Origin of the sequence: Sporosarcina sp. NPDC096371 (assembly GCF_044762865.1) — a bacterium.
Classification (GTDB): Bacteria; Bacillota; Bacilli; order Bacillales_A; family Planococcaceae; genus Sporosarcina.
On the sequence record NZ_JBIWFE010000008.1, the window covers coordinates 73,980 to 97,036 of the forward strand.

Annotated in this window: 20 protein-coding genes; 8 read left to right on the forward strand and 12 right to left on the reverse strand. The window is 39.0% G+C overall.

Annotated features, from left to right (window positions below; all coding sequences use genetic code 11):
• The first annotated feature begins 43 nt into the window (after positions 1-43).
• From ACIQ0H_RS18050 to ACIQ0H_RS18065, 4 genes are all read left to right on the forward strand, one after another.
• Positions 44-490 (forward strand): YaiI/YqxD family protein, encoded by a 447-nt coding sequence (locus ACIQ0H_RS18050; RefSeq protein ID WP_403417798.1) that lies wholly within the window; start codon positions 44-46, stop codon positions 488-490.
• Between the two features lie 306 nt (positions 491-796).
• Complete coding sequence (locus ACIQ0H_RS18055; RefSeq protein ID WP_403417800.1) at positions 797-2,251, forward strand: NADP-dependent glyceraldehyde-3-phosphate dehydrogenase; 1,455 nt, start codon at positions 797-799, stop codon at positions 2,249-2,251.
• A 117-nt stretch (positions 2,252-2,368) separates the two neighbouring features.
• Positions 2,369-3,448: a type III polyketide synthase gene (locus tag ACIQ0H_RS18060; RefSeq protein WP_403417802.1), complete on the forward strand. Its 1,080-nt coding sequence runs from the start codon at positions 2,369-2,371 to the stop codon at positions 3,446-3,448.
• A 12-nt stretch (positions 3,449-3,460) separates the two neighbouring features.
• Complete coding sequence (locus tag ACIQ0H_RS18065; protein WP_403417804.1) at positions 3,461-3,991, forward strand: isoprenylcysteine carboxyl methyltransferase family protein; 531 nt, start codon at positions 3,461-3,463, stop codon at positions 3,989-3,991.
• A gap of 64 nt (positions 3,992-4,055) precedes the next feature.
• Here ACIQ0H_RS18065 and nhaC (ACIQ0H_RS18070) read toward each other — a convergent pair whose 3' ends face one another.
• The 4 genes from nhaC (ACIQ0H_RS18070) to nhaC (ACIQ0H_RS18085) all read right to left on the reverse strand — a co-directional run bounded on the left by nhaC (ACIQ0H_RS18070) (position 4,056) and on the right by nhaC (ACIQ0H_RS18085) (position 8,854).
• Positions 4,056-5,453 carry a Na+/H+ antiporter NhaC gene (gene nhaC, locus ACIQ0H_RS18070; protein ID WP_403417807.1) on the reverse strand — a complete coding sequence of 466 codons (1,398 nt, stop codon included), beginning with the start codon at positions 5,451-5,453 and terminating at the stop codon, positions 4,056-4,058.
• A 364-nt stretch (positions 5,454-5,817) separates the two neighbouring features.
• Positions 5,818-6,438 carry a sporulation-specific diadenylate cyclase CdaS gene (gene cdaS, locus ACIQ0H_RS18075; RefSeq protein ID WP_403417810.1) on the reverse strand — a complete coding sequence of 207 codons (621 nt, stop codon included), beginning with the start codon at positions 6,436-6,438 and terminating at the stop codon, positions 5,818-5,820.
• 134 nt (positions 6,439-6,572) lie between these two features.
• Entirely contained in the window at positions 6,573-7,439 is an 867-nt protein-coding gene (locus ACIQ0H_RS18080) for an MBL fold metallo-hydrolase (protein WP_403417813.1), read from the reverse strand.
• Positions 7,436-8,854 carry a Na+/H+ antiporter NhaC gene (gene nhaC / locus ACIQ0H_RS18085; protein WP_403417816.1) on the reverse strand — a complete coding sequence of 473 codons (1,419 nt, stop codon included), beginning with the start codon at positions 8,852-8,854 and terminating at the stop codon, positions 7,436-7,438. Before nhaC (ACIQ0H_RS18085) ends, ACIQ0H_RS18080 begins: the two co-directional genes overlap by 4 nt.
• Before the next feature lie 1,104 nt (positions 8,855-9,958).
• On the opposite strand from nhaC (ACIQ0H_RS18085), the gene ACIQ0H_RS18090 reads away from it, so the two are divergent.
• Genes ACIQ0H_RS18090 through ACIQ0H_RS18105 form a run of 4 tightly spaced genes read left to right on the forward strand, consistent with a single transcriptional unit; the run spans position 9,959 to position 13,084 of the window.
• Positions 9,959-10,330 carry a GntR family transcriptional regulator gene (locus ACIQ0H_RS18090; RefSeq protein ID WP_403417818.1) on the forward strand — a complete coding sequence of 124 codons (372 nt, stop codon included), beginning with the start codon at positions 9,959-9,961 and terminating at the stop codon, positions 10,328-10,330.
• A 14-nt stretch (positions 10,331-10,344) separates the two neighbouring features.
• Positions 10,345-11,034 (forward strand): ABC transporter ATP-binding protein, encoded by a 690-nt coding sequence (locus ACIQ0H_RS18095; protein WP_403417821.1) that lies wholly within the window; start codon positions 10,345-10,347, stop codon positions 11,032-11,034.
• Complete coding sequence (locus ACIQ0H_RS18100; protein WP_403417823.1) at positions 11,031-11,870, forward strand: hypothetical protein; 840 nt, start codon at positions 11,031-11,033, stop codon at positions 11,868-11,870. The genes ACIQ0H_RS18095 and ACIQ0H_RS18100 overlap by 4 nt, the downstream gene beginning before the upstream one ends.
• Positions 11,871-11,884: 14 nt before the next feature.
• Positions 11,885-13,084, forward strand: coding sequence for a hypothetical protein (locus ACIQ0H_RS18105; protein WP_403417825.1), 1,200 nt, complete (start codon positions 11,885-11,887; stop codon positions 13,082-13,084).
• 117 nt (positions 13,085-13,201) lie between these two features.
• Here the strand turns inward: ACIQ0H_RS18105 and ACIQ0H_RS18110 are convergent, their stop codons facing one another.
• From ACIQ0H_RS18110 to ACIQ0H_RS18140, 8 genes are all read right to left on the reverse strand, one after another.
• Entirely contained in the window at positions 13,202-15,505 is a 2,304-nt protein-coding gene (locus ACIQ0H_RS18110) for a glycoside hydrolase (protein ID WP_403417828.1), read from the reverse strand.
• 36 nt (positions 15,506-15,541) lie between these two features.
• The gene (locus tag ACIQ0H_RS18115) at positions 15,542-16,879 is read right to left on the reverse strand and encodes a sensor histidine kinase (RefSeq protein ID WP_403417831.1); all 1,338 of its coding nucleotides are present in this window, start codon (positions 16,877-16,879) and stop codon (positions 15,542-15,544) included.
• A gap of 25 nt (positions 16,880-16,904) precedes the next feature.
• Positions 16,905-17,552: a response regulator transcription factor gene (locus ACIQ0H_RS18120; protein WP_403417833.1), complete on the reverse strand. Its 648-nt coding sequence runs from the start codon at positions 17,550-17,552 to the stop codon at positions 16,905-16,907.
• Positions 17,553-17,709: 157 nt separating this feature from the next.
• Positions 17,710-18,546, reverse strand: a complete 837-nt coding sequence (locus ACIQ0H_RS18125) for a metallophosphoesterase (RefSeq protein ID WP_403417836.1) — start codon at positions 18,544-18,546, stop codon at positions 17,710-17,712.
• A 188-nt stretch (positions 18,547-18,734) separates the two neighbouring features.
• Positions 18,735-19,772: a DHHW family protein gene (locus ACIQ0H_RS18130; RefSeq protein WP_483882541.1), complete on the reverse strand. Its 1,038-nt coding sequence runs from the start codon at positions 19,770-19,772 to the stop codon at positions 18,735-18,737.
• Between the two features lie 21 nt (positions 19,773-19,793).
• Positions 19,794-20,105 (reverse strand): DHHW family protein, encoded by a 312-nt coding sequence (locus ACIQ0H_RS21515; RefSeq protein ID WP_483882542.1) that lies wholly within the window; start codon positions 20,103-20,105, stop codon positions 19,794-19,796.
• 12 nt (positions 20,106-20,117) lie between these two features.
• A complete protein-coding gene (locus ACIQ0H_RS18135) occupies positions 20,118-21,509 on the reverse strand; it encodes an MBOAT family O-acyltransferase (RefSeq protein WP_403417839.1) in 1,392 nt (463 codons plus the stop codon).
• 449 nt (positions 21,510-21,958) lie between these two features.
• The gene (locus ACIQ0H_RS18140; protein ID WP_403417842.1) at positions 21,959-22,849 is read right to left on the reverse strand and encodes an LCP family protein; all 891 of its coding nucleotides are present in this window, start codon (positions 22,847-22,849) and stop codon (positions 21,959-21,961) included.
• Positions 22,850-23,057 lie beyond the last annotated feature (208 nt).

Here is a 23,057-nt window from a genome sequence, read left to right on the forward strand (position 1 = left end):
ATTTCAAAATCTAACATAAGACGTATAAAGGGAGGGTTGCTGATTGGCGACAATTCTTATCGATGCAGACGCTTGTCCAGTTGTGAATGAAACAATTCAAATCGCTAAAAAGTTCGGATTCCGCTGTATACTCATTTGCGATACAACACATGAAATGCACCGGGATGGAGCCGAAACGATCATCGTCTCGAAAGGGGCCGATGCGGTTGATTTCGTGCTTGTCAATCGGGTGCAAAAAGATGATATCGTTGTGACACAGGATTACGGTTTAGCCGCAATGGTCCTTGCGAAAAAAGGGCATCCGATTGATCAAAATGGGCGGTTGTATACGGAAGATAACATTGACCAGCTCTTGTATGCTCGTCATACGGCACAAAAAGTGAGAATGGCTGGCGGACGATTACGCGGCCCCAAAAAGCGCTCCAAGGAAAGCGATTTGAAGTTTGTAGAGAGTTTGAAACAGTTATGTGCACAGCTCGTAGATGAATAATACGGATATGAGAACGCCAAGGGATGTTATTTTCCTTTGGCGTTTTAAAAAACTTCATTCCTTGACATTCAAGTGGCCATCTACATGATAGCGCTTACAAATTAAATTGAATATATTGAATTTAATAAATTATCAAACTATACGTTGTTAAAATAAATAAAGCGTGCTAGAATATGAAATCAGCAGAACGAAGTTATTTTTTTGCTTTTCGTGGGACCTACAACGTACCCAAGGGACATTGATCGTCCCTAAAATTCCACTTATTCATTCTGCGCCAATCCAACTAGTCAAAAGGGGGAATCATGTATGGTATCGAATACTTTGACGCTACTAGCCAGTGAGCTTTATATAAACGGGGAATGGAAAAAAAGTAAGTCCGAACAAACAATTGAAATCACTTCACCTTATCTGTACAAAGGAATTGGAAAAGTGCAAGCCATTACGCAACAAGAGGTAGACGAAGCGATTAGCTTTGCACAAGTCGCACAAAAGGAATGGGCACAAGCCTCCCTCCAACAACGGGCTAGCCATTTATATAAATGGGCTGATGCCTTATTGGCTAACAAGGATGAAATCGCCACAGTCATCATGCTAGAGGTTGGAAAAAGCCTAAATGATGCCAAAAGTGAAGTGTCACGCACAGTGGATTTTATTCGCTATGTTGTAGAAGAAGCACTTCATATGCACGGGGAAAGTATGAGAGGAGATAGTTTTCCAGGTGGGTCCAAATCCAAGGTTGCCATCGTTGAACGTGTTCCACTCGGTGTCGTATTGGCGATTTCTCCTTTCAATTATCCAGTTAACCTGGCTGCCGCAAAGCTTGCGCCTGCATTAATGGCGGGCAATGCTGTTATTTTTAAACCCGCGACACAAGGTGCACTAAGTGGTACAAAAATGATCGAAGCCCTTCATCTAGCAGAATTCCCGAAAGGTCTTGTGAATTTGGTGACGGGACGCGGTTCGGAGATTGGTGATTACTTAGTAGAACATAAAGGAATCGATATGATTTCCTTTACGGGCGGAACTGACACAGGTCTTCACTTGGCTAAAAAGTCTGCAATGATTCCACTTGTCCTTGAGCTCGGTGGCAAAGATCCAGGTATCGTGCGCCAAGATGCCGATTTACAAGAAGCAGCCAAGCAGATCATCAGCGGTGCATTTTCTTACTCTGGACAACGTTGCACCGCTATTAAACGTGTACTCGTTCATGACAGTGTGGCAGACGAACTTGTTGACCTACTAAAGAGAGAAATTGACCAGTTGGTTGTTGGTTCACCGGTAAACGGAAGCACGGTCGTTCCATTAATTGATGAGCAAGCTGCCGACTTCGTTCAGGGCTTAATTGATGATGCGATTGATAAAGGTGCCGTCGTTGTGACGGGTAATAAGCGAGATCGTAATTTACTTCATCCAACACTGCTAGATCATGTGAAAGAAGATATGCGCCTCGCATGGGAAGAACCATTCGGCCCAGCACTGCCAATTATCAGGGTATCTTCCGATGAACAAACAATTGCTTTGGCAAACGCATCCGAATTTGGCCTACAAGCAAGCATTTTTACCAAAGATATCAACAAAGCGTTTGCGATTGCCAATCAAATCGAAGCAGGGGCTGTCCAAATCAACGGGCGTACAGAGCGTGGCCCTGACCACTTCCCCTTTATCGGTGTTAAGAAGTCTGGCATGGGCGTACAAGGCATTCGGAAAAGTATCGAATCGATGACACGAGAAAAAGTAACGGTCTTAAATCTTTCTGTATAACCATTTCTTCATAGAAAGGCATCCCAAGGTTATCTGGGATGCCTTTGTCATCTTTTGTACAAGTTCTGCGTACGTTGGTATAGGAACTCTTTACAACAATGAATACGGAGGGTACTCATGCCAAAAATCCTTGCTGTTAGTACATTTAAACCGCCCCATCAGGTCTATCAAGAACAAGCTACTGAGTTGACTCGCTCTCTTTTTAGTGAAAAGTATCAGGATATTGAACGGCTGTTAAAAGTTTTTCAAAATGGCGATATTGAAACGCGTAATGTGTGTATGCCGCTTGATTGGTACGGAAAAAAGCATGACTTTGAAGAACGCAATGATTTGTATATTCAACAGGCTGTCGAATTTGGGGTCCAAGCCGTGCAGTCCTGTCTCCAAGGGGACGGAATGCTCGATACTCCGATTGCCCCCTCTATGATTGATGCCATATTCTTTGTTTCTAGCAGTGGTATTTCGACGCCTAGTATCGATGCACGCATTATGAATCGAATGGATTTCCGGGATGATACGAAACGCATTCCCATATGGGGACTTGGCTGTGCAGGAGGTGCCGCAGGGATTAGCAGAGCCCATGAATATTGTCTCGCTTTTCCAGATGCAAATGTCCTCGTTCTGTCCGTTGAATTATGTAGCTTAACCTTTCAAAAAGATGACTATTCCAAAAGCAATTTAGTAGGTGTATCGTTATTTTCCGATGGAATTGCATGTGCATTGGTCACCGGGGATCAGTCTTTGGTGAAGGCGAAAAAAGCAATGCCAACCGTAATTGCGACAACTTCGAAACTGATGCCAGATTCCGAGGATGTCATGGGCTGGGACGTGAAAAACAGTGGGCTGTACGTTGTCTTTTCGAAAAGCATTCCTGCGATTATTACACAGTGGCTCGGACCATTCGTTCATGAATTTCTTGGTAACCATGGACTGACTAAGGATGAGATTACGCATTTCGTCGCGCATCCTGGCGGTAAAAAAGTACTCGAAGCGTATGAAGAGGCATTAGGGTTTGATTCAACCAAAACGGATATTTCACGGCAAGTATTGCGTGAAAATGGCAATATGTCTTCCCCTACGATACTTTATGTGTTGGAACAATACATGAATCGTGAGCCCGTTGCAGGTGACTACGGACTAATGGCGGCACTGGGGCCAGGCTTTTGCGGTGAATTGCTGTTATTGAAATGGGATTGAGGTGTCTGAGGAATGCTGTTTACCATTATTATTTCAATCGTCATCTTGCAACGACTAATTGAACTTCTTGTTGCGAAACGCAATGAAAATTGGATGCGTAGTCAAGGGGCGTATGAAGCGGGTGCCACCCATTATCCTATTATGGTCACCATGCACATCGCGTTTTTCATTTCCTTCCTATTAGAAGTGGTGGTTCTTGAGCGTGCACTTTCTCCTTTTTGGATTGTGCTACTTGTTCTTTTCCTGTTAGCCCAAATTGCACGCATCTGGTGCCTTGCTTCACTCGGAAAGTTTTGGAATACGAAAATCATCATTTTACCTGGCGCAGATGTCGTACGTAAGGGTCCCTATAAATGGTTGCGGCATCCGAATTATTTAATTGTCACTACTGAATTACTCGTCCTTCCCCTCCTGTTTGACGCCTACTTCACTGCCATTCTTTACTCCCTGCTGAATGTCTGGATGCTGTCTGTACGCATTCCAGCAGAGGAAAAGGCGTTGAAGGAAGCGACGAATTATCAGGAAACGTTTTCATTAGACTGATGGAACTGTAAATGCTAGCAAAAAAGCTTCCCCGTCACATGTGACAGAGAAGCTTCTTCTTTATTCAACGTTTTGCCGACCGACCATCCGTATACGTCAATGTTTTCCCTAAAAATCCGAACAAGACCGTCAAGATTGGGGACAACAAACAAAAGAATGCAAATGGTAAATACTCTACTACGGAAACGCCGAGCATGTCTGCGATAAAGATCCCGCAAACGCTCCATGGCACTAACGGATTCACAACCGTTCCCGCATCTTCCATTACCCTACTTAAGTTCTTATTTGCTAATCCTACTTTTTCATACTGCGATTGAAAAGCTTGCCCTGTCAACAAAATGGATAAGTACTGTTCCCCAATCAACACATTAATGCTGATTGCCGTTAACGCAGATGCCGCAATGACCGAGGACACTTTCTTCAAGAGTCCTTCAATTGTTGCCAACAAACATTGCACAATGCCAAGAGTAAATAGCAAGCCACCCATACTTAGCGCCAGCAGTACTAAACCAATCGTGAACATCATACTTTCCATGCCGCCCCGCGTGAGCAAGGCATCAATGTCTTCAATGCCAGTTGTTGACACGAAGCCTTTGAATAAAATACTAAATACTTCTGCAGCGCTAAAGCTATGATGAAAATAAGAAATTGCGACTGCACTGGCAGAGCTTAACGCCAATGTCATAAGTGCAGGGACTTTCAAAATCGTCAACACGAATAGCAGGATAAGTGGAATGATTGTATACCAATGGATCATCCCTGTTGCCAACAATCCCTCTTGGAATACGTTGATTTTATCGACTTCGCCTAACGTCACACTCGGTGACAAAATGCCAAAGAAAATCAATGACAAGAAAAACGCTGGAAATGTTGTCCAGCTCATATTGCGAATATGTTCGAATAAATCGACCCCAACAAGCGAGGAAGCCAAGTTGGTTGTATCCGACAGCGGCGACATCTTATCGCCGAAAAACGCCCCAGAAACAATGGCTCCAGCTGTTATCGCCAACGATAAATCAAGCACAGTTGCCATCCCAATAAACGCGACACCTACCGTCGCCACCGTTGTCAATGAGCTTCCAATTGAAACCCCAACAATCGCCGTAACGACAAACACAATGGCAAAGAAGAAGGTCGGTGTAATCAAATTAAAACCTGCATAAATTAACGTCGGAATCGTCCCAGCCATAATCCAACTACTTACTAAAATACCGATAAAGAAAAACAAGAATACTGCACTCATACCTGACCCAGCCCCTTCGACTAGGCCACCTTCTAACTTACGGTACGGAACTTTCTTGACCAAACCAAAACAAATCAATAACAAGATGGAAAACAAAATCGGTAAATGCGGTACCGAACCGAACCCAATAATACTAACACTAATCATCACAATAATCGCTGCTACGATCGTGATGGCCTCCATCAACGTGGGTGCCATAATTGCTTTTATTTTAAACATGATGTCTTCCTCCTCGATGATTATAAAAAGCGACTGGCGCCTAAAAATGAATACAAAAAAGCCCCTACCATCCCTTGGAAAGGGACGAAGGAGCTCTCCGCGTTACCACCCTAATTGATGAACCGATTCTAGGTCGGTCATCCACTTCATGTCAATTTGAGAAAAACGGATGGCGTACTTCGTTCGGATTGCTGCCTGAATTTACACCTACCATTCAGTCTCTTGTTGCTGCTCACAATCTAACTACTGGACCATCTCTCATATCTATGTAATTGGATACTTCTACGTTAAATGTAATTGCTTGAATCTTACCATGTTCATGCTAGAAGTCAAGTTTTTTATCAATTTAGACGCTCTCTATATGCTACAGAGACCGGTGAGTAGTGATTGGGTAAATCCCTCCGTTTATCGCAAAGGATACCCTTCCCGTCTCCTCAGATACTACGAGTACGAGAGCATCACTGTGTTCCGTTAACCCTAATGCAGCGCGATGTCGTGTCCCCATTTTTTTATCACCCGTAACGATATCTGAAAGCGGCAGGACATTTGCTGCGGACACAATCAGATTACGATTTACCAAGACAGCGCCATCGTGGAGTGGGTTCCCGGGATAAAAGATCGATTCCAACAAAGAATGAGTCAGTTCTGCTCCAATTGAAATACCCGGTTTCAACAAAGATTCAAGGGAATCATCTCGCTGAATTACGATTAAACCGCCATGTCTCTGTCTCGACATATGTTGTACGCAAAGTGACAATTCCGGATACTTTTCCGTGAATGGAGACAAATAACAGTTTAAATAAAATGTCGCAGCTTTCATCTCTATGGACGAAAACTCTTCTTTAATCTTCTCGAAATTGCCAAGCAGACAATTATTTTCATCGCCTATTACTTCTAAACTTTTTTGTAAGTCGAGTATGACTTGGCGAATACCCTCTTGCAATGTTTCTTTCATCGGTGAAAAATCACATCTCACATTAGCCACGAAAATGCACCTCCCCTTTGAATTCCACTTATAACTTAAAGTGTGTCCACAAGGGAATGATTTATTCATTTCATGTAAGAGCCATCATACTTACTATTTAGGCTGACAGATTCCACTATTTCCAACACCCGCTATCACAAAACAAACTCCATTCCTTCCTCTGCAATATGAAAGCCCTTCAGTTCCATCTCCTTACGAATTGTTTTATCCGTATCAATGACGGGATTTGAATGATTGAGATGAATGAAATAAATCTCAGTTTGTTCAACTAAATCTTGTAATCGATCCATTGTTTCTGTCATGAGCGGGTGAGGGATTTCTCGATAATCTCGTCCAATCTTTTCAAGATCTTCAGCGGAATGGAATGTGCCATCCAGTAAGCAGATGTCAGCTTCTTTGCACGCATCGTAAATATCGGTGTCCCATTGTTCCCATCGATCGATATCCGGAATGTACAGCACTTTCTTCTTCTCCCCTTGAATCCAAAAACCAAATGTCTCAGAAAACTCATTTCTGTGAGGGACATCAACAGGTGTGACTGTAGCATGTGCTGAAACAGTAATTGCTTGTCCATCACTTATTTCTTGAACATCAATATTTTGAAGTTTTGTTAGCTGGCTCCAAGGTGCTTGTTCTTCTAACATGTTCTTCATTTTCGCACCTGCCATGACAGGCACCTTATTTGCACCAATCGCTTCTCTTCCTAAAAACAATAACCCTGGGTAATGACCTAAATGAGCATGGGTCAAAAAGATGCTCGACATTAACTGACCTTGCATATTGTGCTTAATTTGTAGGTTCGCCATCTGCTCTTTTAAATCTGGTGTTGCGTCAATCATATGCCAAGTCTTCTCTTCAGGTAGCACAATGGCTAATGACGCCGCAGTGCGCCTATACTTCGGATTACTGATTGCCTCCGCACAGTTTTCACAAAAACAATTCGGATGCGGAAGACCAGCATCTTGTGCTGTTCCTAACACATGTAAAATGACTTCGCTCATAACGCTATGTCCCCTTTTGTTTTAATTTCAGTTTCATCACTATACTTTTTCTTGGTAATGGTCCAGCCCGTGAAACCAAAAATGATATTAATAAGTGGAACAAGAAATGCGAAGAAAGCATAAGGAATGAACTCACCTGGACTGACCCCCAGAATGCCCACCGCAAAAACGACCGGAACACTCCATGGTACGAGGTTAATGCCTACCGTACCTGCGGCTTCCACACATCTCGAAAGATTTTTGGTATCGATTCCCATCTCCTTATACTTATGGACAAATGTCCTTGCTGGTAAAATAATCGCTAAAAATTGTGCACCGCTCGCAAATGCCACGACAAAAGTGGAAAAAATAGTCGTGCTGATTAGTGTTCCCGTTGAATGAACACTTGCCAGCATTTTTCTTGTAACCACTTCAAAAGAGCCTGTTTCTTCTAAAATCCCACCAAGAGCAGTCGCAATGACTAACAATCCAACTGTCCCCAGCATAGACATCAGACCGCCTTTGTTTAACAACGAATCTACCGCAGCTACACCGGTATCCACTGAAAATCCACTCGTCATTACTTGAACAATCGCGGAAACGGAGGACCCTTGCACAATCACTGCAAGTACAGCACCTAAGAGTCCTACAATGGTCAACGCCGGAATTGCTGGCACACGCTTCATCATCAAAATGATCGTGAATACTGGCATTAGCAGTAGGAGTGGATGAATGGTAAAGACCCCCTCCAACCCGGTTTTGATGAGATCAATACCATTCGTATCAGCCGCTTGGGTTACTGCTCCTGAATTCCCTACAAACCAATATAAAATAAGTGCAATGACAAACGCAGGAATCGTGTCCCAGAGCATGTGCTTAATATGACTAAACAAATCTGTTTCAGCCATAACTGGAGCAATGTTTGTCGTATCGGATAATGGCGATAGTTTATCACCAAAATAAGCCCCTGAAATGACTGCCCCAGCTACCAGCCCCGGAGCAAAGCCTAATCCCTCTCCAATCGCCATAAAAGCAATCCCGATCGTCGCAATGGAAGTGAATGAGCTGCCTAATGTGATTGAAACAATACCCGTAATCAGTGCAACGAGTGGTACAAACAGGGAGGGTTCAATGATCGATAATCCATAGTAAATCATCGTTGGAATCACGCCCCCCGCAATCCATGTACCCACAATAATGCCGATAATGAGTAAGATAAACACTGCGGGCAATGCTCGTGATACCCCATTGACCATCATTTTCTCTACTTCAGGCCAAGTCCAACCACATGTTTTCGCAATGACCGCGGCAGCAAGCACCCCAATCATTAATGGAATATGCATCCCAGCCTTCCAAATGAAAATCGATGAGGCTGCCGCTGATATTAATGCCAATATTGGGATAATTGACATTACAAATGTTAGTTCTTTTTTCATTTATGACATCTCCTTCTGTGTTGTCGATTTAACTTTATTTTTTTGAACACTTTATTTGTTGATATAAAGAATCCTACTAACAACGCTTGGCGCTTAAGGAAGGATTGAACTGCATCCTTCCCCGGATGCCTCCCGCAATAAGCCGGACAGAAGACCGCTGTCAGTCTTATTGCTCCGGCTACCCCAGTAAGGCGCCTTCGCTAGAGATTATATAGAATCAATAGTTCAACATATATGGTCGAAAAATGAATACAAAAAAACCCCTACCATCCCTTGGAAAGGGACGAAGGAGTTCTCCGCGTTACCACCCTAAATTGATGAACCGGTTTTGACCGGTCATCCACTTCATTAGAAATTGAGAAAATCGGATGGCGTACTTCATACATATTGCTGCCTGAATTCACATCTACCATTCAGTCTCTGATTACTGCTCACAATATGATTACTGGACCATCTCTCAAATATATTTAATTTTTTTATAGTTGACTATTAGCTTTTGCGCAAAAAGTAATTGATTTGAATCTTATCACGTTCAAACAGGAAGTCAAGCCTTTTTTATAAATCCAAAATCAAAATTTAATAGATTTCAACATTCTCTTCTTCTTGCTATCGATCTCACAAAACAAACTCCATACCTTCTTCAGCAATACGAAAGCCCCTATTTCCAATCAAATTACGAATCATTTCGTCTATGAGCTTAGTGGAATTTGAGTGATTTAGATGAGTGAAATACATCTCAGTTCGTTCGACTAAATCTTGTAGTTGATCCATATTTTACATCTTGAGCAGATGAGTAATTTTCAGATAATAATGACTTGACACAAAAGTGTATTAAGTATAAAATACGAATCACAGGTGTATTAACCGATTAATACATTAGGGTTGAAGGACAGGGAATGTATTCGGTGGCTTTTATTTGCACTTACTGTATCAACACCTTAATACACATCATTACTTTTTCTAGGTGCATTTTTTTAGCGTGACTGTATTACAGACTTAATACACCTATCACTACTGAAGTTTCACCCATTATTTTTTGCCCACCCTGTATCAACCACTTAATACAGGGTATGAACACCATTATGTTTTTTAGGAGTTGAGTCTATGGATGTAAAGTTTAATAATCGGGATCCTGTTTATGTGCAAGTGATTCGGCATTTTAAAGAACAAATCGCAACAGGTATCTTTGAGCCGGGTCAGGAGATTCCATCGAGAAGGGAACTCGCCAATCAGCTGAAGATTAATCCAAATACTGCGCAGCGAGCGTATAAAGAAATGGAGGAACAAGGGTTGATTTTTACGGAGGGGAATTTGCCAAGTCGCATTTCGAAGGATGAGCAGGTGCTCAAAATGGTAAGAGAAGAATTGATTGTAGAGGCAGTTAATACGTTTGTTCATTCGATTCGGTCCATCAATGTTCCTGTACACGACGCTTTGGATTTAGTGAAGGATACGTATGAAAGGGAAAATAATTAATTGGGGGGATCTTTGTGATTGAAATAAAAAATGTAACCAAAAAGTTCGGTCGAAAGAAAGTGTTAAAAGGCGTTTCTTTCACTGCTGAAAAGGGGCAAATTACTTGTCTCATTGGCCTTAATGGTGTTGGGAAAACAACCATTATGAAAGCAATTATGGCATTAACCCCTATGAATAGCGGTGAAATCCTCATTGATGGTGAAAAAATTCATGAAGGGAGCTATGAAAAAATTACCTTTATCCCCGATGCCATAACAATGCCGCCGCAAATGCGCATACAAGATACTTTTGTGTTTATGGCTGATTTTTACGACAGTTGGAACCAGGCACGTGCCACTGAATTGCTCCAGTTTTTCAAATTAAACGACACGGATCGAATTGCTGATCTTTCCAAAGGCAATACCGCAAAAGTGAACCTCATCCTCGGTTTAGCAATCGATGTAGACTATGTCTTAATGGACGAACCTTTTTCAGGAATTGACATTTTTAGTCGCGAACAAATTGCCGAGGTATTTACGAGTCATTTAATCGAAAATCGCGGCGTCATTATCACGACACATGAAATTAATGATATCGAACATTTAATTGATAAAGTCGTTTTACTCGATGACGGCGTCGTTTTAAAAGAATTCGATACAGAAGAAGTACGAGAAACAGAAGGCAAATCGGTCATTGATGTCATGAGAGAGGTGTATCGAGCATGAAACGTTATTTGAAGTTAGTCAATTTCGAGGTAAATCGTTTTTTTAAGCTCTATCTTGTTTTACTTGGCATTACGATTCTTTCGCAAATCTTTGGGCTGATTGTTGAATCACAAGTGTATGTAAACCGTGTAAATAAATTCATAAACAAAGATTCAATGCCGAATAGTGAGGTTATCGAACACTACGGGACGATGTCTTTCTTAAATTTTTCTCAGACAGCTTGGTTTCTGGGACCCATTATGGTTTCTGGTGTAGTCTTAATCATCTACGTCTTTTTTATTTGGTATCGTGATTGGTTTGGAAAAAACACATTCAGTTATCGTTTGCTCATGTTACCAACAGCGCGCATTAATATCTATTTGGCAAAAGCTACAACGATTTTACTCTTTGTCTTAGGTCTCGTTGCCTTACAACTATTATTATTACCCGTTGAAATGCAAATTTTACAGTGGATGGTACCTAGTGAGTTTCGTACCGATCTTTCGATTTTTGCAATTATCAATTCCAACAATTACTACGATTTAAGTATACTTTTCCCGAATACTTTTATAGATTTTGTGCTTTATTATGCCGGAGGAATGGCAGCGGTATTTATTGTATTTACGGTGATTTTATTTGAACGCTCTTTCCGCATAAAGGGGATTATTTACGGCATTCTCTATTGTGTTGCTTCTCTTTTAATTTTCTTTGCACCCCTATTCGTGAATGAAGTCCTGTTAAGCAATTATTTTTATCCTATGGAACTATTTTTCCTAGAGTTACTAGCAGGTCTTGTTGTTGTAGCTTGTACGATTTGGATAGGTCATTTTCTACTAAAGAACAAAATAAGAGTTTAAGGGAGGTTACATAAGTGAAACGCTATTGGAAAATCATGTCGATTTGTTTGGTTACGATACTTGTGATTGGAACTTTTTATATCCAATCAAGCTTAGCTACAGATAATCATGTGAAAATTGAATTTGAAAAAGTAAGTGGCAATGAGGATGAGTTGCAAGATATAATGCTATACGGTGATTTTTCACTAAATGATCCATACCTACGTCAACCTTTACAAATTACAAATGGGGAAACAATCAATCCAACTAATATATCTTTCTCACAAAAAATCACTAGATTGGGAGTTCCGTATGGTCTTGAAGATTTGGTAGAAAAGCATAAGCATTTTATGCGAAGTAAGGATTTAAGCTCTAATCATTTTTTTGAAGATGACAAGGTAGTGGCATATGCCCATATTAAGAATCCAAATGAGCGAGATTTTAGCTTTGAGCTTGAAGTATTAATTAAAACAACCGACGAAATTACATCAATCCGTTTAGATGTGCCCCAAAAAGAAGATTACGGTTGGATGAGTGTGTTGGACGTCCAAGGAATAAATGATGAATTAAAGGTCATTACACGGGGTTTTCATCTAGGTAGTAAACAACAAGAATTGCGTGTCTATACATTTGATATGAATAAGCAACAACTTGTAAGTGATGTCGTGATTGCTTCTATTCCTGAGGTAGAGAATGGCTGGTCTGATGTAAACATTCTAAATGATGCCTACTCGATTCAACGACAAAAATATCTTCTCATTAAAAGTGAGTCTTTTGAAAATGAAGAGAGAGATAGCAACGGTGAATCGAATGTAGCCGTGAATGAATTCATCGTGTACGATATCGAAAATAATCAATCTAAAAAAATTGTTGGTCCTAATGAAATCCTTGCATCTATAGCTGATTCATCCATAATCTATAACTCTACACTCTTTATTCCATCAGAGACTGCGAACGGTGTAGATGTCAACCAGTATGATATTGAAAACGACAAATGGGGCGAAACACTGTCATTTGGTTTATCAGATACGAAGGATGAGGAGAGTAGCTCACATACCCAGTTAATGAATGGGAAACTATATACCATTCATTCAACAACTAGTGGGCATACCATTGTGATAGGCGATTTACAAACAGGAGAATCCTTATACGAAGGTACACTAACCGTGACAAACCAAGGAGAAGAGCAAAAGGATTATCAACTTTTTTTCCATGAAATCGAGTCTGTTCAATAAAATTAAAAGGTTCGTTCGGTCAACTACCTTTGAATAAAAAAGAGATGAGAATAGCAGCATGATCGCTACATTCTCATCTCTTTTATTTTGAGTATTGGGTCCTAACACAATTCAGGATTATTTTGGTGAATAAACGACTTGACCATCTTCATCGATAATCAATAATGATTTCCCTGGTATTGTCTCGCCTTCATAGCTAAATTTTACTTCCGAAAAGTTTGCGACTACACGTAATGATTTACCATATTCAGTCATTTGAACTAATCGATCATCTGAAAGAATTTGAAAATCGGTCATTTCTTCCGTTATCGCCTTTTTGCTGAAGTTTGACCATACTTTGGAATGATTCACGATTGTTTCTTTATGTTTTTCCCACTCGAATTTATCGATATGATACAAAGGGGGCACATTATAAAGGATCTCATACAACATTCTATTGGCTATTTCATCTTCTAGCTTCAACGTTCCCCATCCCCACCAATGCGTGGTAATCACTGAATCATTATAAACCAGCTTGTACAAGGGAATCGTGTAGGTGGAATCCAAAAATAGTTTCTTGTATTTATCCTTTAGAGGTATTTGTTTAGAAAACATTTCCGGCACGCCGCCAGTACTTGAATAGTATCTTCCTACATAGTACTCACTTTCCTTATTTTTGCCCATATCCGCATCCATCCAAGAAAATGATGGTGTTTCGATTCCATGTGCAAAGGCAACCGTTTTGTTAGCAAAATCATTGCCGCCCTCCGTTCCAACTACCATATCCCATTCTTTTTGCAAATATTCCATTCTCTCAATTCTTGCTTGAATATCTTCCTCTTCAGTCGTCACATGTTCTGGCGAATAGTCATCAAAGATTTCCCCAGTACCATCTGTGTCTAAAAACCAAGAGTTAAATGCTAAGCCAGTATTTAAAATTGACGTCACTCTTTCTTTTACACTAGGCATTGCAAGCGTCGGATTCAACTTTCTACCTTGACCTTGGAATCCTTCAATTTTGTTCCCATCTTTATTGGTTACAGTTGCATTCTCATAAAGTGAAGTATCCTTAAACTTAGCGGTTTCCCACTGCTCTTCACCTGGTTTATGAATGGAATGATAGGAATCATAGGTGCCAATCAGATAACCCATTTCCTCCGCTTCTTTGACTAACGCTGGTTTAATAAACCCTCCCTGCCAATCATCCAAACCAATCCACATATTGTCTAACCCTGAATCCTTCATATCCTTTAGTACATCTACCGTATTTGCATCTGCCCACTTCTCTATCGGGTCTACAATATCTCCAAGTACGCTTTTTAATAATCGCTTATTTAGGTCAATTAATTCAACAGGATTTAAATTTTCAATTCCCTTGTTTACTAGCTTCTGCGTTTTTTTATCTGTTTCAGTAAATAGTTCAGGATTATAAAATTCTTTTAGTTGTACGACAGCACTTAAGCCTTTTACAATTCTATTTTTAGTGTATTTGTCAACATAATCTACGCTAGTTAACTCTTCAAAAGCTGATGAAAGCTCTGCTCCATCTTCAACTTTAGTCGTTAATAATTCCTGGATCCATACTCTCAGCTTTTCAGGAAAGCTGTCCCTCAATATGGCCCATTCTATATTTTCCTCTGAAATCACCGTTTTGTCCCAAAAATAAGCATGAGGGGCACCATAGAGCTTCTCAATATTACGATTTTCTTCCGCCTTTTCTTCCAAGGTTTTGAAGTCCCCATGTTCAATCAAATAATTTTTATAGGTCTTTGCAACATCTACTGGATCTTTTTTCGTTACATAGATTCTAAAACCATATTCCTTCTGTTCATTTATCGTTGGAAACTCATGGTTAAAAGTAAACGCAATATCATTTTCTGTTTGAAAAGCAATTTCGTTGTTATACGGATTTTTTATAATATAGACGACCGAATAAGCGCTTTTGTCGACTGCAAAAAACTGCATAGAGAAAGCCTCAATCACCTTCATTTTTTCTTCACTTAAATAATCCTTCCAAACAGAATCATTGCTCGGAATATACTTTCCTTGATTGATTGGGAGCATATATCCATCGCCTTTGACACTCGGCCAAGAAAACATGTTTTCTTCATCTTTATTGGATCTGATGGTGACATCCACATACTCCGCTTTCTTTTCAATAGCAACATCTATTTCCTGTTCTGCGTAGGACCAGCTAATGTGGTCTCCACTATCTTTTAAATTCGAGACTTTCATGTCAGCCAACGGTTCTGATACACTCTCCGTAATGCCATTGGACTCCACCTCAAACGCCAAGGTGGCTGGATCCACACTAAAATTAAAATCTAAGTTGGTTGGCTGTGAATAGACCTCTTTAATCGGACTATTTTTGTCTTTCACACAACCTGATAGAACACTACTTGCAATTGTAACGATTAACATGATTGGTATGATTTTTTTCATGTAGTACACCTCCATAACTACTGTAACTCCGGTGCGTTACATGAATGTTACAAAAAATTCCAGCCTGTTATTTTTCAATTCAAATCCAAAATCCAATTCATGATTGTCCAAGATGGTCTTGATAATCGGTAAACCTAAACCTGTACCAGAAAGCTCCTTACTTCTTGATTTTTCTACTACATAAAAGGGTCTCCATATACTGTCTACATCACTTTCTTCCATTTTGCCAACCCCGTTAGCGATCTTAAACTTCACGATATCAGCCTCTCTGGTTAACGTCATGACGATACGCTTATCACTGGAATATTTAATAGCATTTGTAATCAAATTATCCAGAACAACATCTATTCCTTCTTTGTCTGCATGAATGAAATACTCCCGGCCCGCATCAAAATGTAATAGAAAATCAATATCATTTTCCTTTAGAATCAACATATATTTCTCCATAATATTTACGATTCTTTTCCCCAAATCAAATGTAGATTTGTGATAGGCTCTATTTTCTAATTCTGTCCAAAACAACAACTTTTCAATTAAGGTTTCCATTTTCTCAATCTGCTCTTCAATGATATCCCTAAATGTTCCGTCATCCAAACCGTCCACTATTCCTTGTTCATACACCTTCACGATGGAGAGTGGCGTTTTTAACTCATGGGACACATCTGCCATTAATTCTTTCAATCGCTTATTTTGACCATTGATTTCTGCGTGGGCTTGCTCTAATTTCTCACTCATCCTGTTGATACTTTTCGCAAGATCGCCTACCTCATCATTTGTGTGAATCTGTTCTTTTCTGAATTTCAAATTGGCTATATCATGAGACAAAACTTTTAAGGTTTCTAAAGGCCTTGTAATTTTTTTAGACAGGATGACAACAAACATAATAATGAGGACTACTGAAATCATCATCAAAAATAGATTAAACCGATTGATGATAAGGATAGCTTCTTCCATATGTGGCAACGGCATCCCTATCGCAATAATAAAATGATCAATTTTTATAAACTTTGTTAACACTTTAAATTTGCTTGCGCCTTGGTCATATATTTTATTCACACTGCTATCCTGCAATGTATGTAACGTATTTTCCGTAATCCAAAACTTGTTGAGCTTTATTTTCTTCATTTCAAATGCTGATATTATTCTTTCATTCAGTTTATCCAAACTGCCACCCATCTCTGAATACACAATGGTTACGGCGTATTCCTCTTCAATGCGTGTCAACGCGTCCACAAAATTATTGTCAGATACACCCTGCATTTCGTTCGCTACCTTGTCTAAAATCTTTCTTTGCTCATAGATGTAATATCTGTCTACCAGAAAAATATTTGCTATGATCGCAATGATAAACGTGCAAATGACAATGGATGACACGCCAATGGAAAACTTGCTTCTGATGTTAATCTGCCTTCACCTCCAGACAATAGCCCATCCCCCTGTAGGTTTTGATGACATCCGTGCCAATTTTGGTTCTGAGTCTGCGAATATGCGTATCGACTGTCCGAGGATCGCCATCATAATCCAACCCCCAAACGACGTCTATCAGCTTGTCCCTCGATAAAATAACACCTTTATTTCTACTGAAAAACAGCAACAAATCATATTCAATTTTGGTGAGCTGTAAGGGTTCTTCATGCTTGTATACTTTTTTTTCGTGCTCCATTATCCTAATATCACTGATTTTAATTTCCTCGCTATGATTCATCAGTTTTTTTGCTCTTAATAATAATATTTGTGGATCAAATGGCTTCCTGACATAGTCATCAGCCCCACTATGTAATGCCTTTATTTCATCTTCCGTTTGACCTTTGGCCGTTAATATCAGAACTTTAGTATCGCTATTGTCCTTGATATATGTACAGACCTCTATGCCATCTATTTTCGGCATCATCCAATCTAAAATCGCTAATTCAATCTTGGTCGATTCAAATATATCCAATGCTTCCTGTCCATCATTAGCCGTCAGGACGTTGAAGCCTTCCTTTTTGAAATAGGCTGAAAGTATCTTAACCATTTGCGGCTCATCATCTGCGATTAAAATTGCCAATTCCCATTCCTCCTTCAGTATTGCATTTTATGAATAAATCTTACCAACACCACTTGACGCTTAAGGAAGGATTGGACTTCATCCCTCCTTTGTCTTATCGCTTCGGCTACACCAGTAGGCGCGTTCGCTGGAGATTAGATAAAATCTTTAGTGCAACTTATATCGCTAACTCAAACACCGATAATTCCGGAGGATTCCAAAATCTAATAGCTATCTTCGTCGTGCCGATTCCACTATTCACATACAAAGAAGTGTCGGTCGTTAGCTGGTACATCCCTTTTGTGTAAATCTTCGCCATAGGTGGCGTCACCAATGGGCCAAGTAGCGGGACAACGACCTGTCCACCATGACTGTGGCCCGCCAACGCCAAATCAAAATGATCAGCCTCTATTTTGTCCACAAGATCCGGCTCATGCAGCAGTAGTAATTTAGCCCCCTGACTCCCAACACCCGCAATTGACTTCTCAATATCCGGGTGTCCAAGCATCGCATCATCTAACCCTATCATCGTTATTTTTTGTCCACTATCAAGCTCGATGACGCTATTTTGATTTCTAAGTAGCGTAAATCCTGATTTTATCATAATGTCTTCATAAAACCTGACCCCGCTACCTCCGTAATCATGGTTTCCCCAAATAGCATATTTGCCATATTTACTAGTTAGTTTACCCAATATGCCACTTATTTCTGACCTTCCTTCAAAAGCAGAGGGTACATCTATGAGATCGCCCGTAAAAGAGATAATATCCGGTTCAAGCTCATTTATTCTTTCGACCAATTTCTCTAGCTGCTGCAATGAATAATCAGGACCCAAATGCGTATCTGAAAACTGAACAACTCTGATAGATTCACGACTTTCCGATGATAATTCCACGTCAAATTCCCTTGTCACCAAACGTTTTGGCTCTATTTTAAAAGCATAAACAATGATTCCTATTACGACTATGCATAGGATGAACAAGAATTTGATAACTCTCCAAATGATTCTTTTCATAGTCACACTCCCTCTCCTACGTATGAAGAATATCTACACCATACATTTTTAGTGTGACAGCAACGTTACAAGCAAAAAATGCCACAACCTCAAAGGCTGTGGCGATTCGATCTTCTAAGTGTTTATTATCTACGTATCGCAATCAAAGACGTACATGGATTCCCCACTTAGAATAGGCTTCTGCTTTTCTACTGTAATCCTTCAATTGTTTTCACAATTTTCTCCGTATTAGCAGCAAATATATTATTAATAAATAATACTTCTTTTACCTCTTCTTGATTTACTAATTTCATTAAACTACTTTTGTAATACCTAGAATCTACTACATATATCTCGTCATAATGAGGTATTAAAAATGGCACAAATGCATTTCCATAAGACTCTTTTACAACGACTAGTTTCTTCCCTGTTTTACTATCATTATTTTGAATTTTAATCATCGGAAAATCTCCATGTAAAAATACAGAGTAAGCATTTCCGCCATTTACATAATCAGCATATAGTGTTGAAGGAATTGCTGTATCTTCTTTCCCTTTTTCATATCGAAATACTTCGTAATCAACTGGAATCTTATAATAATCAACTACATCTTTATTCTCTTTTAGTTTAGTATCTTGCGTTTGTGTAAAAAGTGTACCTAAAAAATCTTTCTTAGAATATTTTTCGTATTCATCTAATGATTTCGCTATAAATCCTGCTTCTTTCGCGAATTGTTCGTAAGCATAATATGCACCTAGCGATGTCCAATGGTGATCCGTATTAAAATATAGATACTCATTTTTATGTTTTTCTAATGCTTTATACGCGTCAACTATCTTAACTCCGCTATCAAGATTGTCGTAAATTTTATCAATGACAGGCTTTTGCGGTGTAGACATTTGTTGATATTTTTTCGGTAGGGCAAATTCTACACCTGTTGGAACTACCATATTATATACTTCTACTTGCTCTCCTAGAGCTTGTTTCATACTTGAAATAGTATCGGAGTATCGCTTTGCATTTTCTTCATTTCCGTAAAAAATTTCGACTGCTCGATTGCCTAGTGTAATAATGGAACCGGATTTTTCTGCAGTGGTATTCTCTGAAACTTCTTGTTTAGTTTCTTCAACAAAACTCTCTTTACTTTCTTCCTTTACAGAACTTCCATTTTCATTTTCTATGTCTTTAGAAGCACACCCTGCAACTAGTAGGGTCGCAATTGCTGAAATGATTATCATTTTTTTCATTGTATTTAAATCCCCTTATGTTTATTTCTGTGTATTGTATATTTGTATCTCATCTGTTCCTGATCGTATTCCTTTTGCATTACTGTAGAGGGAACTCAACTCAATGAGCTGCTCACGAAACGGAAATGCATCATTCACATATAAATCTATTTGTTTGGAATAACTTTTATTCAAAAAATTTTCCGCTGAAAAAGTAGGAAAAGATGTTAATTGACGTTTTTCATCTTCAGAAATGTTATCTTTCGGTAATAGAATGAATAATGAAAAGCCCACTATTACAATTCCAACCATAATGCCGATATGAATTATCTCGAATATATTATCATTTTTCATGCATTACTCTCCTTAAAATCTAAAATAGAGAAATGGATTATAACTTTCGCTAACCAAAACAGCTGTACACAGAGTTAAAATCATGACATTCAAAATAATCAAGCAACCCTTATACATAGCACCTTTACAAACTTTTTCCCCAATGACTTTGAGTAGTGGTGTACATAATAAAATAGCGATCACTATCCAAAAAACATTATTAGTTACAATAATAGTTAACTCAGTACTAGCGAAGCCTTGATTAGCAAAGCCAAAGAGAACTTTTAAATAAGAGAAAGCTTCATTCATGTTTGTAAAGTAGAAGAAGGTCCAACCTATAATTACAACTACTAGTAAATAGCAGTGTGAAATAATTCTCGGCAGTTTGTCTAAAATTCTTCCTATTATTTTTTTCTCTAAGTAAATTAAAATCCCGAAATATAGTCCCCAAACAACAAAATTCCAGCTAGCACCATGCCAAATTCCAGTTAGAAACCATACAATCATCAAATTAGAAAATTGATTCTTTCGGTTTCCGCCAAGTGGGATATACACATAGTCTCGAAAGAAGCTACCTAAAGATATATGCCAACGTCTCCAAAATTCTGTAGCAGATCGTGAAATATATGGATAGTTAAAATTCTCTTTAAATTCGAAGCCAAATATTTTCCCTAATCCTACAGCCATATCTGAATACCCCGAGAAGTCAAAGTATATCTGCAGCGAGAACATCGCAATACCAAACCATGCTTCTGTTACGCTTAAGCTTTCCGAAGAACGCTCCATAAACATCGTGGCAAAACTACCAGCTGTATTCGCTAGCAATACTTTTTTTCCTAATCCAACTAAAAATCGATTCACACCATCACTGATTTGGCTAAAATTTGTAGTTCGATGCTCTATTTGTTTAGCAATATCCGCATATCTAACGATTGGTCCTGCAACTAGCTGTGGAAATAATGACACATACAAAAGGAAAGTAGAGTACTTTCTTTGTGCTTGTACTTTTCCTCGATACACATCCACTGTATAAGAGATTGTTTGGAAGGTATAAAAAGATATACCAATTGGTAATGCAACATCGGGTACTTGGAACGACGTATTAAAAACCAGATTTACATTTTCATAGATGAAAGCACTATACTTAAATGCAATTAACAAAGATAGATTTAATATAATGGAAGAAATGACACCATATTTAGCCCACTTTGTTCCATGAAACCTTTCAATAAACAATCCATGACAATAATCAATACTGCCACTAATAAGTAATAGGACAATCCATACTGGCTCACCCCAAGCATAAAAACACAATGAAATCATTAGCAAAATAATGTTTTTAAACTTTCTTTTTCTCACTGAGTAATAAAGAATTATGCTGATAGGTAAAAACAAGTAAATGAACAAAAGACTTGAAAAAACCATCTTATCCTCCTTTCATTTTCATAACAATAATTAAAAATTCTCGTTCGTGTAACTACTTAGGTACATGATTTGTTTCAAAACTTTCTATATGGGTATCTATTACTACCCAAATTTATATAGAAAGGAGTAAATCCCGATGAAACACCAGCCAAACAAGTAGAAGAGATTAGTCAGTGAGAATCACCTGAAATTGCATTGTTTATCACGAATCATCTTCTCTATATTGAAAAGTTGAAAACCCATATTGTTAAACTAGGGACGCGAGTAATGAACTAGAACGACACATTCGTCTAACAATCCACTTCCATAACTAGAGTAAACCGGGTGTGTTACACGAATGTTACCAAAAATGCTCACCTACTATTTATTAATTCAAACCTAAAATCCAATTTGTCATTATCCAAAATGATTTGATAATAGGTAAGCCCAAACCCATACCAAAAAGCTCCTTATTTTTTGATCTCTTCAGTCGACAAAAACTGTTGTAAAGCTTGTTTGTTTTTCTCGAAATCGATACTAAGAACTGCCCCTGCTGCTACGCGCTTATCTTCAAATGAGTTTTCAATAGGGATACGTAACGTCTCTATATTTCCAGCCTTCCCAAAGAACAAATCTTTACCGATTGTAAGGATTGTTCGATTATCAACGTTTGTATTAATATAAGGTTCAACAACGCCAAGTAACTTAGGGAAATTTAGTATACTGTGGATGCTGACAGCTTCATCCTTTAATTTCGACAACGCTTCCTGCTGCCGTTCCACTCGCCCAAAATCATTATGACTATCGTGGCGGAAACGAACATACCCAAGTAACTGTTCGCCATTTAAAACTTGGTTTCCGGGCTGTAATGTCATTCCGATTCCATGAGACATGGCATATGGAATATCAACTTTAATTCCATTAGGAGCTATAACATCTACAATTTTTGAAAATCCAGTAAAGTCAACAATTGCATAGGAATCAATATCGACATCGAAATTCTCCTTTATCGTTTTTCTAACAAGCTCCGGACCTCCAAGAGAAAAGGCGGTATTCATTTTGTGGTATCCGTAATCCGGGATAAACACATATGTATCTCTCATAATTGATACGAGTTTCATCTGATGAGTCGTTTGATTATAATGAGCAATCATTAACGTATCAGCCCGTGCAACTTCCTCTCCCCGAGAGTCACTACCTAATAACAGAACATTAATTTCACCAAATTGTGGATCTGCACCTTCAAATTCATCAAACAACGTTTCGTCTTTTTTAACCATTCCTTCGTTTGCCATAGCTAATCCGCTATTGTATTGGACTACACCATATATAATTCCCGCTGACAAAATCAATGTCGTCACGATAAAGAAATTCCTTACTCCTTTACGCTTCTTGTTTCTTCATTCGCTTTTTCCCATCCATAAATCCACCTATCATTAAATTTCAGGTCATATTTTACTGTAACTACTTAAGTACATGAATTGTTTCAAAACTCTTCAAATGATTCTTTTCAACGTCCCCCCCCTCTCCTATGTATGAAGACTAACGACTACCGTACATTCTTAGTGT

Coding starts and splice junctions, on each gene's coding strand:
- ACIQ0H_RS18055 (WP_403417800.1), top strand. CDS start 797: ATGGTATCGAATACTTTGACGCTACTAGCCAGTGAGCTTTATATAAAC.
- ACIQ0H_RS18060 (WP_403417802.1), top strand. CDS start 2,369: ATGCCAAAAATCCTTGCTGTTAGTACATTTAAACCGCCCCATCAGGTC.
- ACIQ0H_RS18065 (WP_403417804.1), top strand. CDS start 3,461: ATGCTGTTTACCATTATTATTTCAATCGTCATCTTGCAACGACTAATT.
- nhaC (WP_403417807.1), bottom strand. CDS start 5,453: ATGTTTAAAATAAAAGCAATTATGGCACCCACGTTGATGGAGGCCATC.
- ACIQ0H_RS18080 (WP_403417813.1), bottom strand. CDS start 7,439: ATGAGCGAAGTCATTTTACATGTGTTAGGAACAGCACAAGATGCTGGT.
- nhaC (WP_403417816.1), bottom strand. CDS start 8,854: ATGAAAAAAGAACTAACATTTGTAATGTCAATTATCCCAATATTGGCA.
- ACIQ0H_RS18090 (WP_403417818.1), top strand. CDS start 9,959: ATGGATGTAAAGTTTAATAATCGGGATCCTGTTTATGTGCAAGTGATT.
- ACIQ0H_RS18100 (WP_403417823.1), top strand. CDS start 11,031: ATGAAACGTTATTTGAAGTTAGTCAATTTCGAGGTAAATCGTTTTTTT.
- ACIQ0H_RS18110 (WP_403417828.1), bottom strand. CDS start 15,505: ATGAAAAAAATCATACCAATCATGTTAATCGTTACAATTGCAAGTAGT.
- ACIQ0H_RS18125 (WP_403417836.1), bottom strand. CDS start 18,546: ATGAAAAGAATCATTTGGAGAGTTATCAAATTCTTGTTCATCCTATGC.
- ACIQ0H_RS18130 (WP_483882541.1), bottom strand. CDS start 19,772: ATGAAAAAAATGATAATCATTTCAGCAATTGCGACCCTACTAGTTGCA.
- ACIQ0H_RS21515 (WP_483882542.1), bottom strand. CDS start 20,105: ATGAAAAATGATAATATATTCGAGATAATTCATATCGGCATTATGGTT.
- ACIQ0H_RS18135 (WP_403417839.1), bottom strand. CDS start 21,509: ATGGTTTTTTCAAGTCTTTTGTTCATTTACTTGTTTTTACCTATCAGC.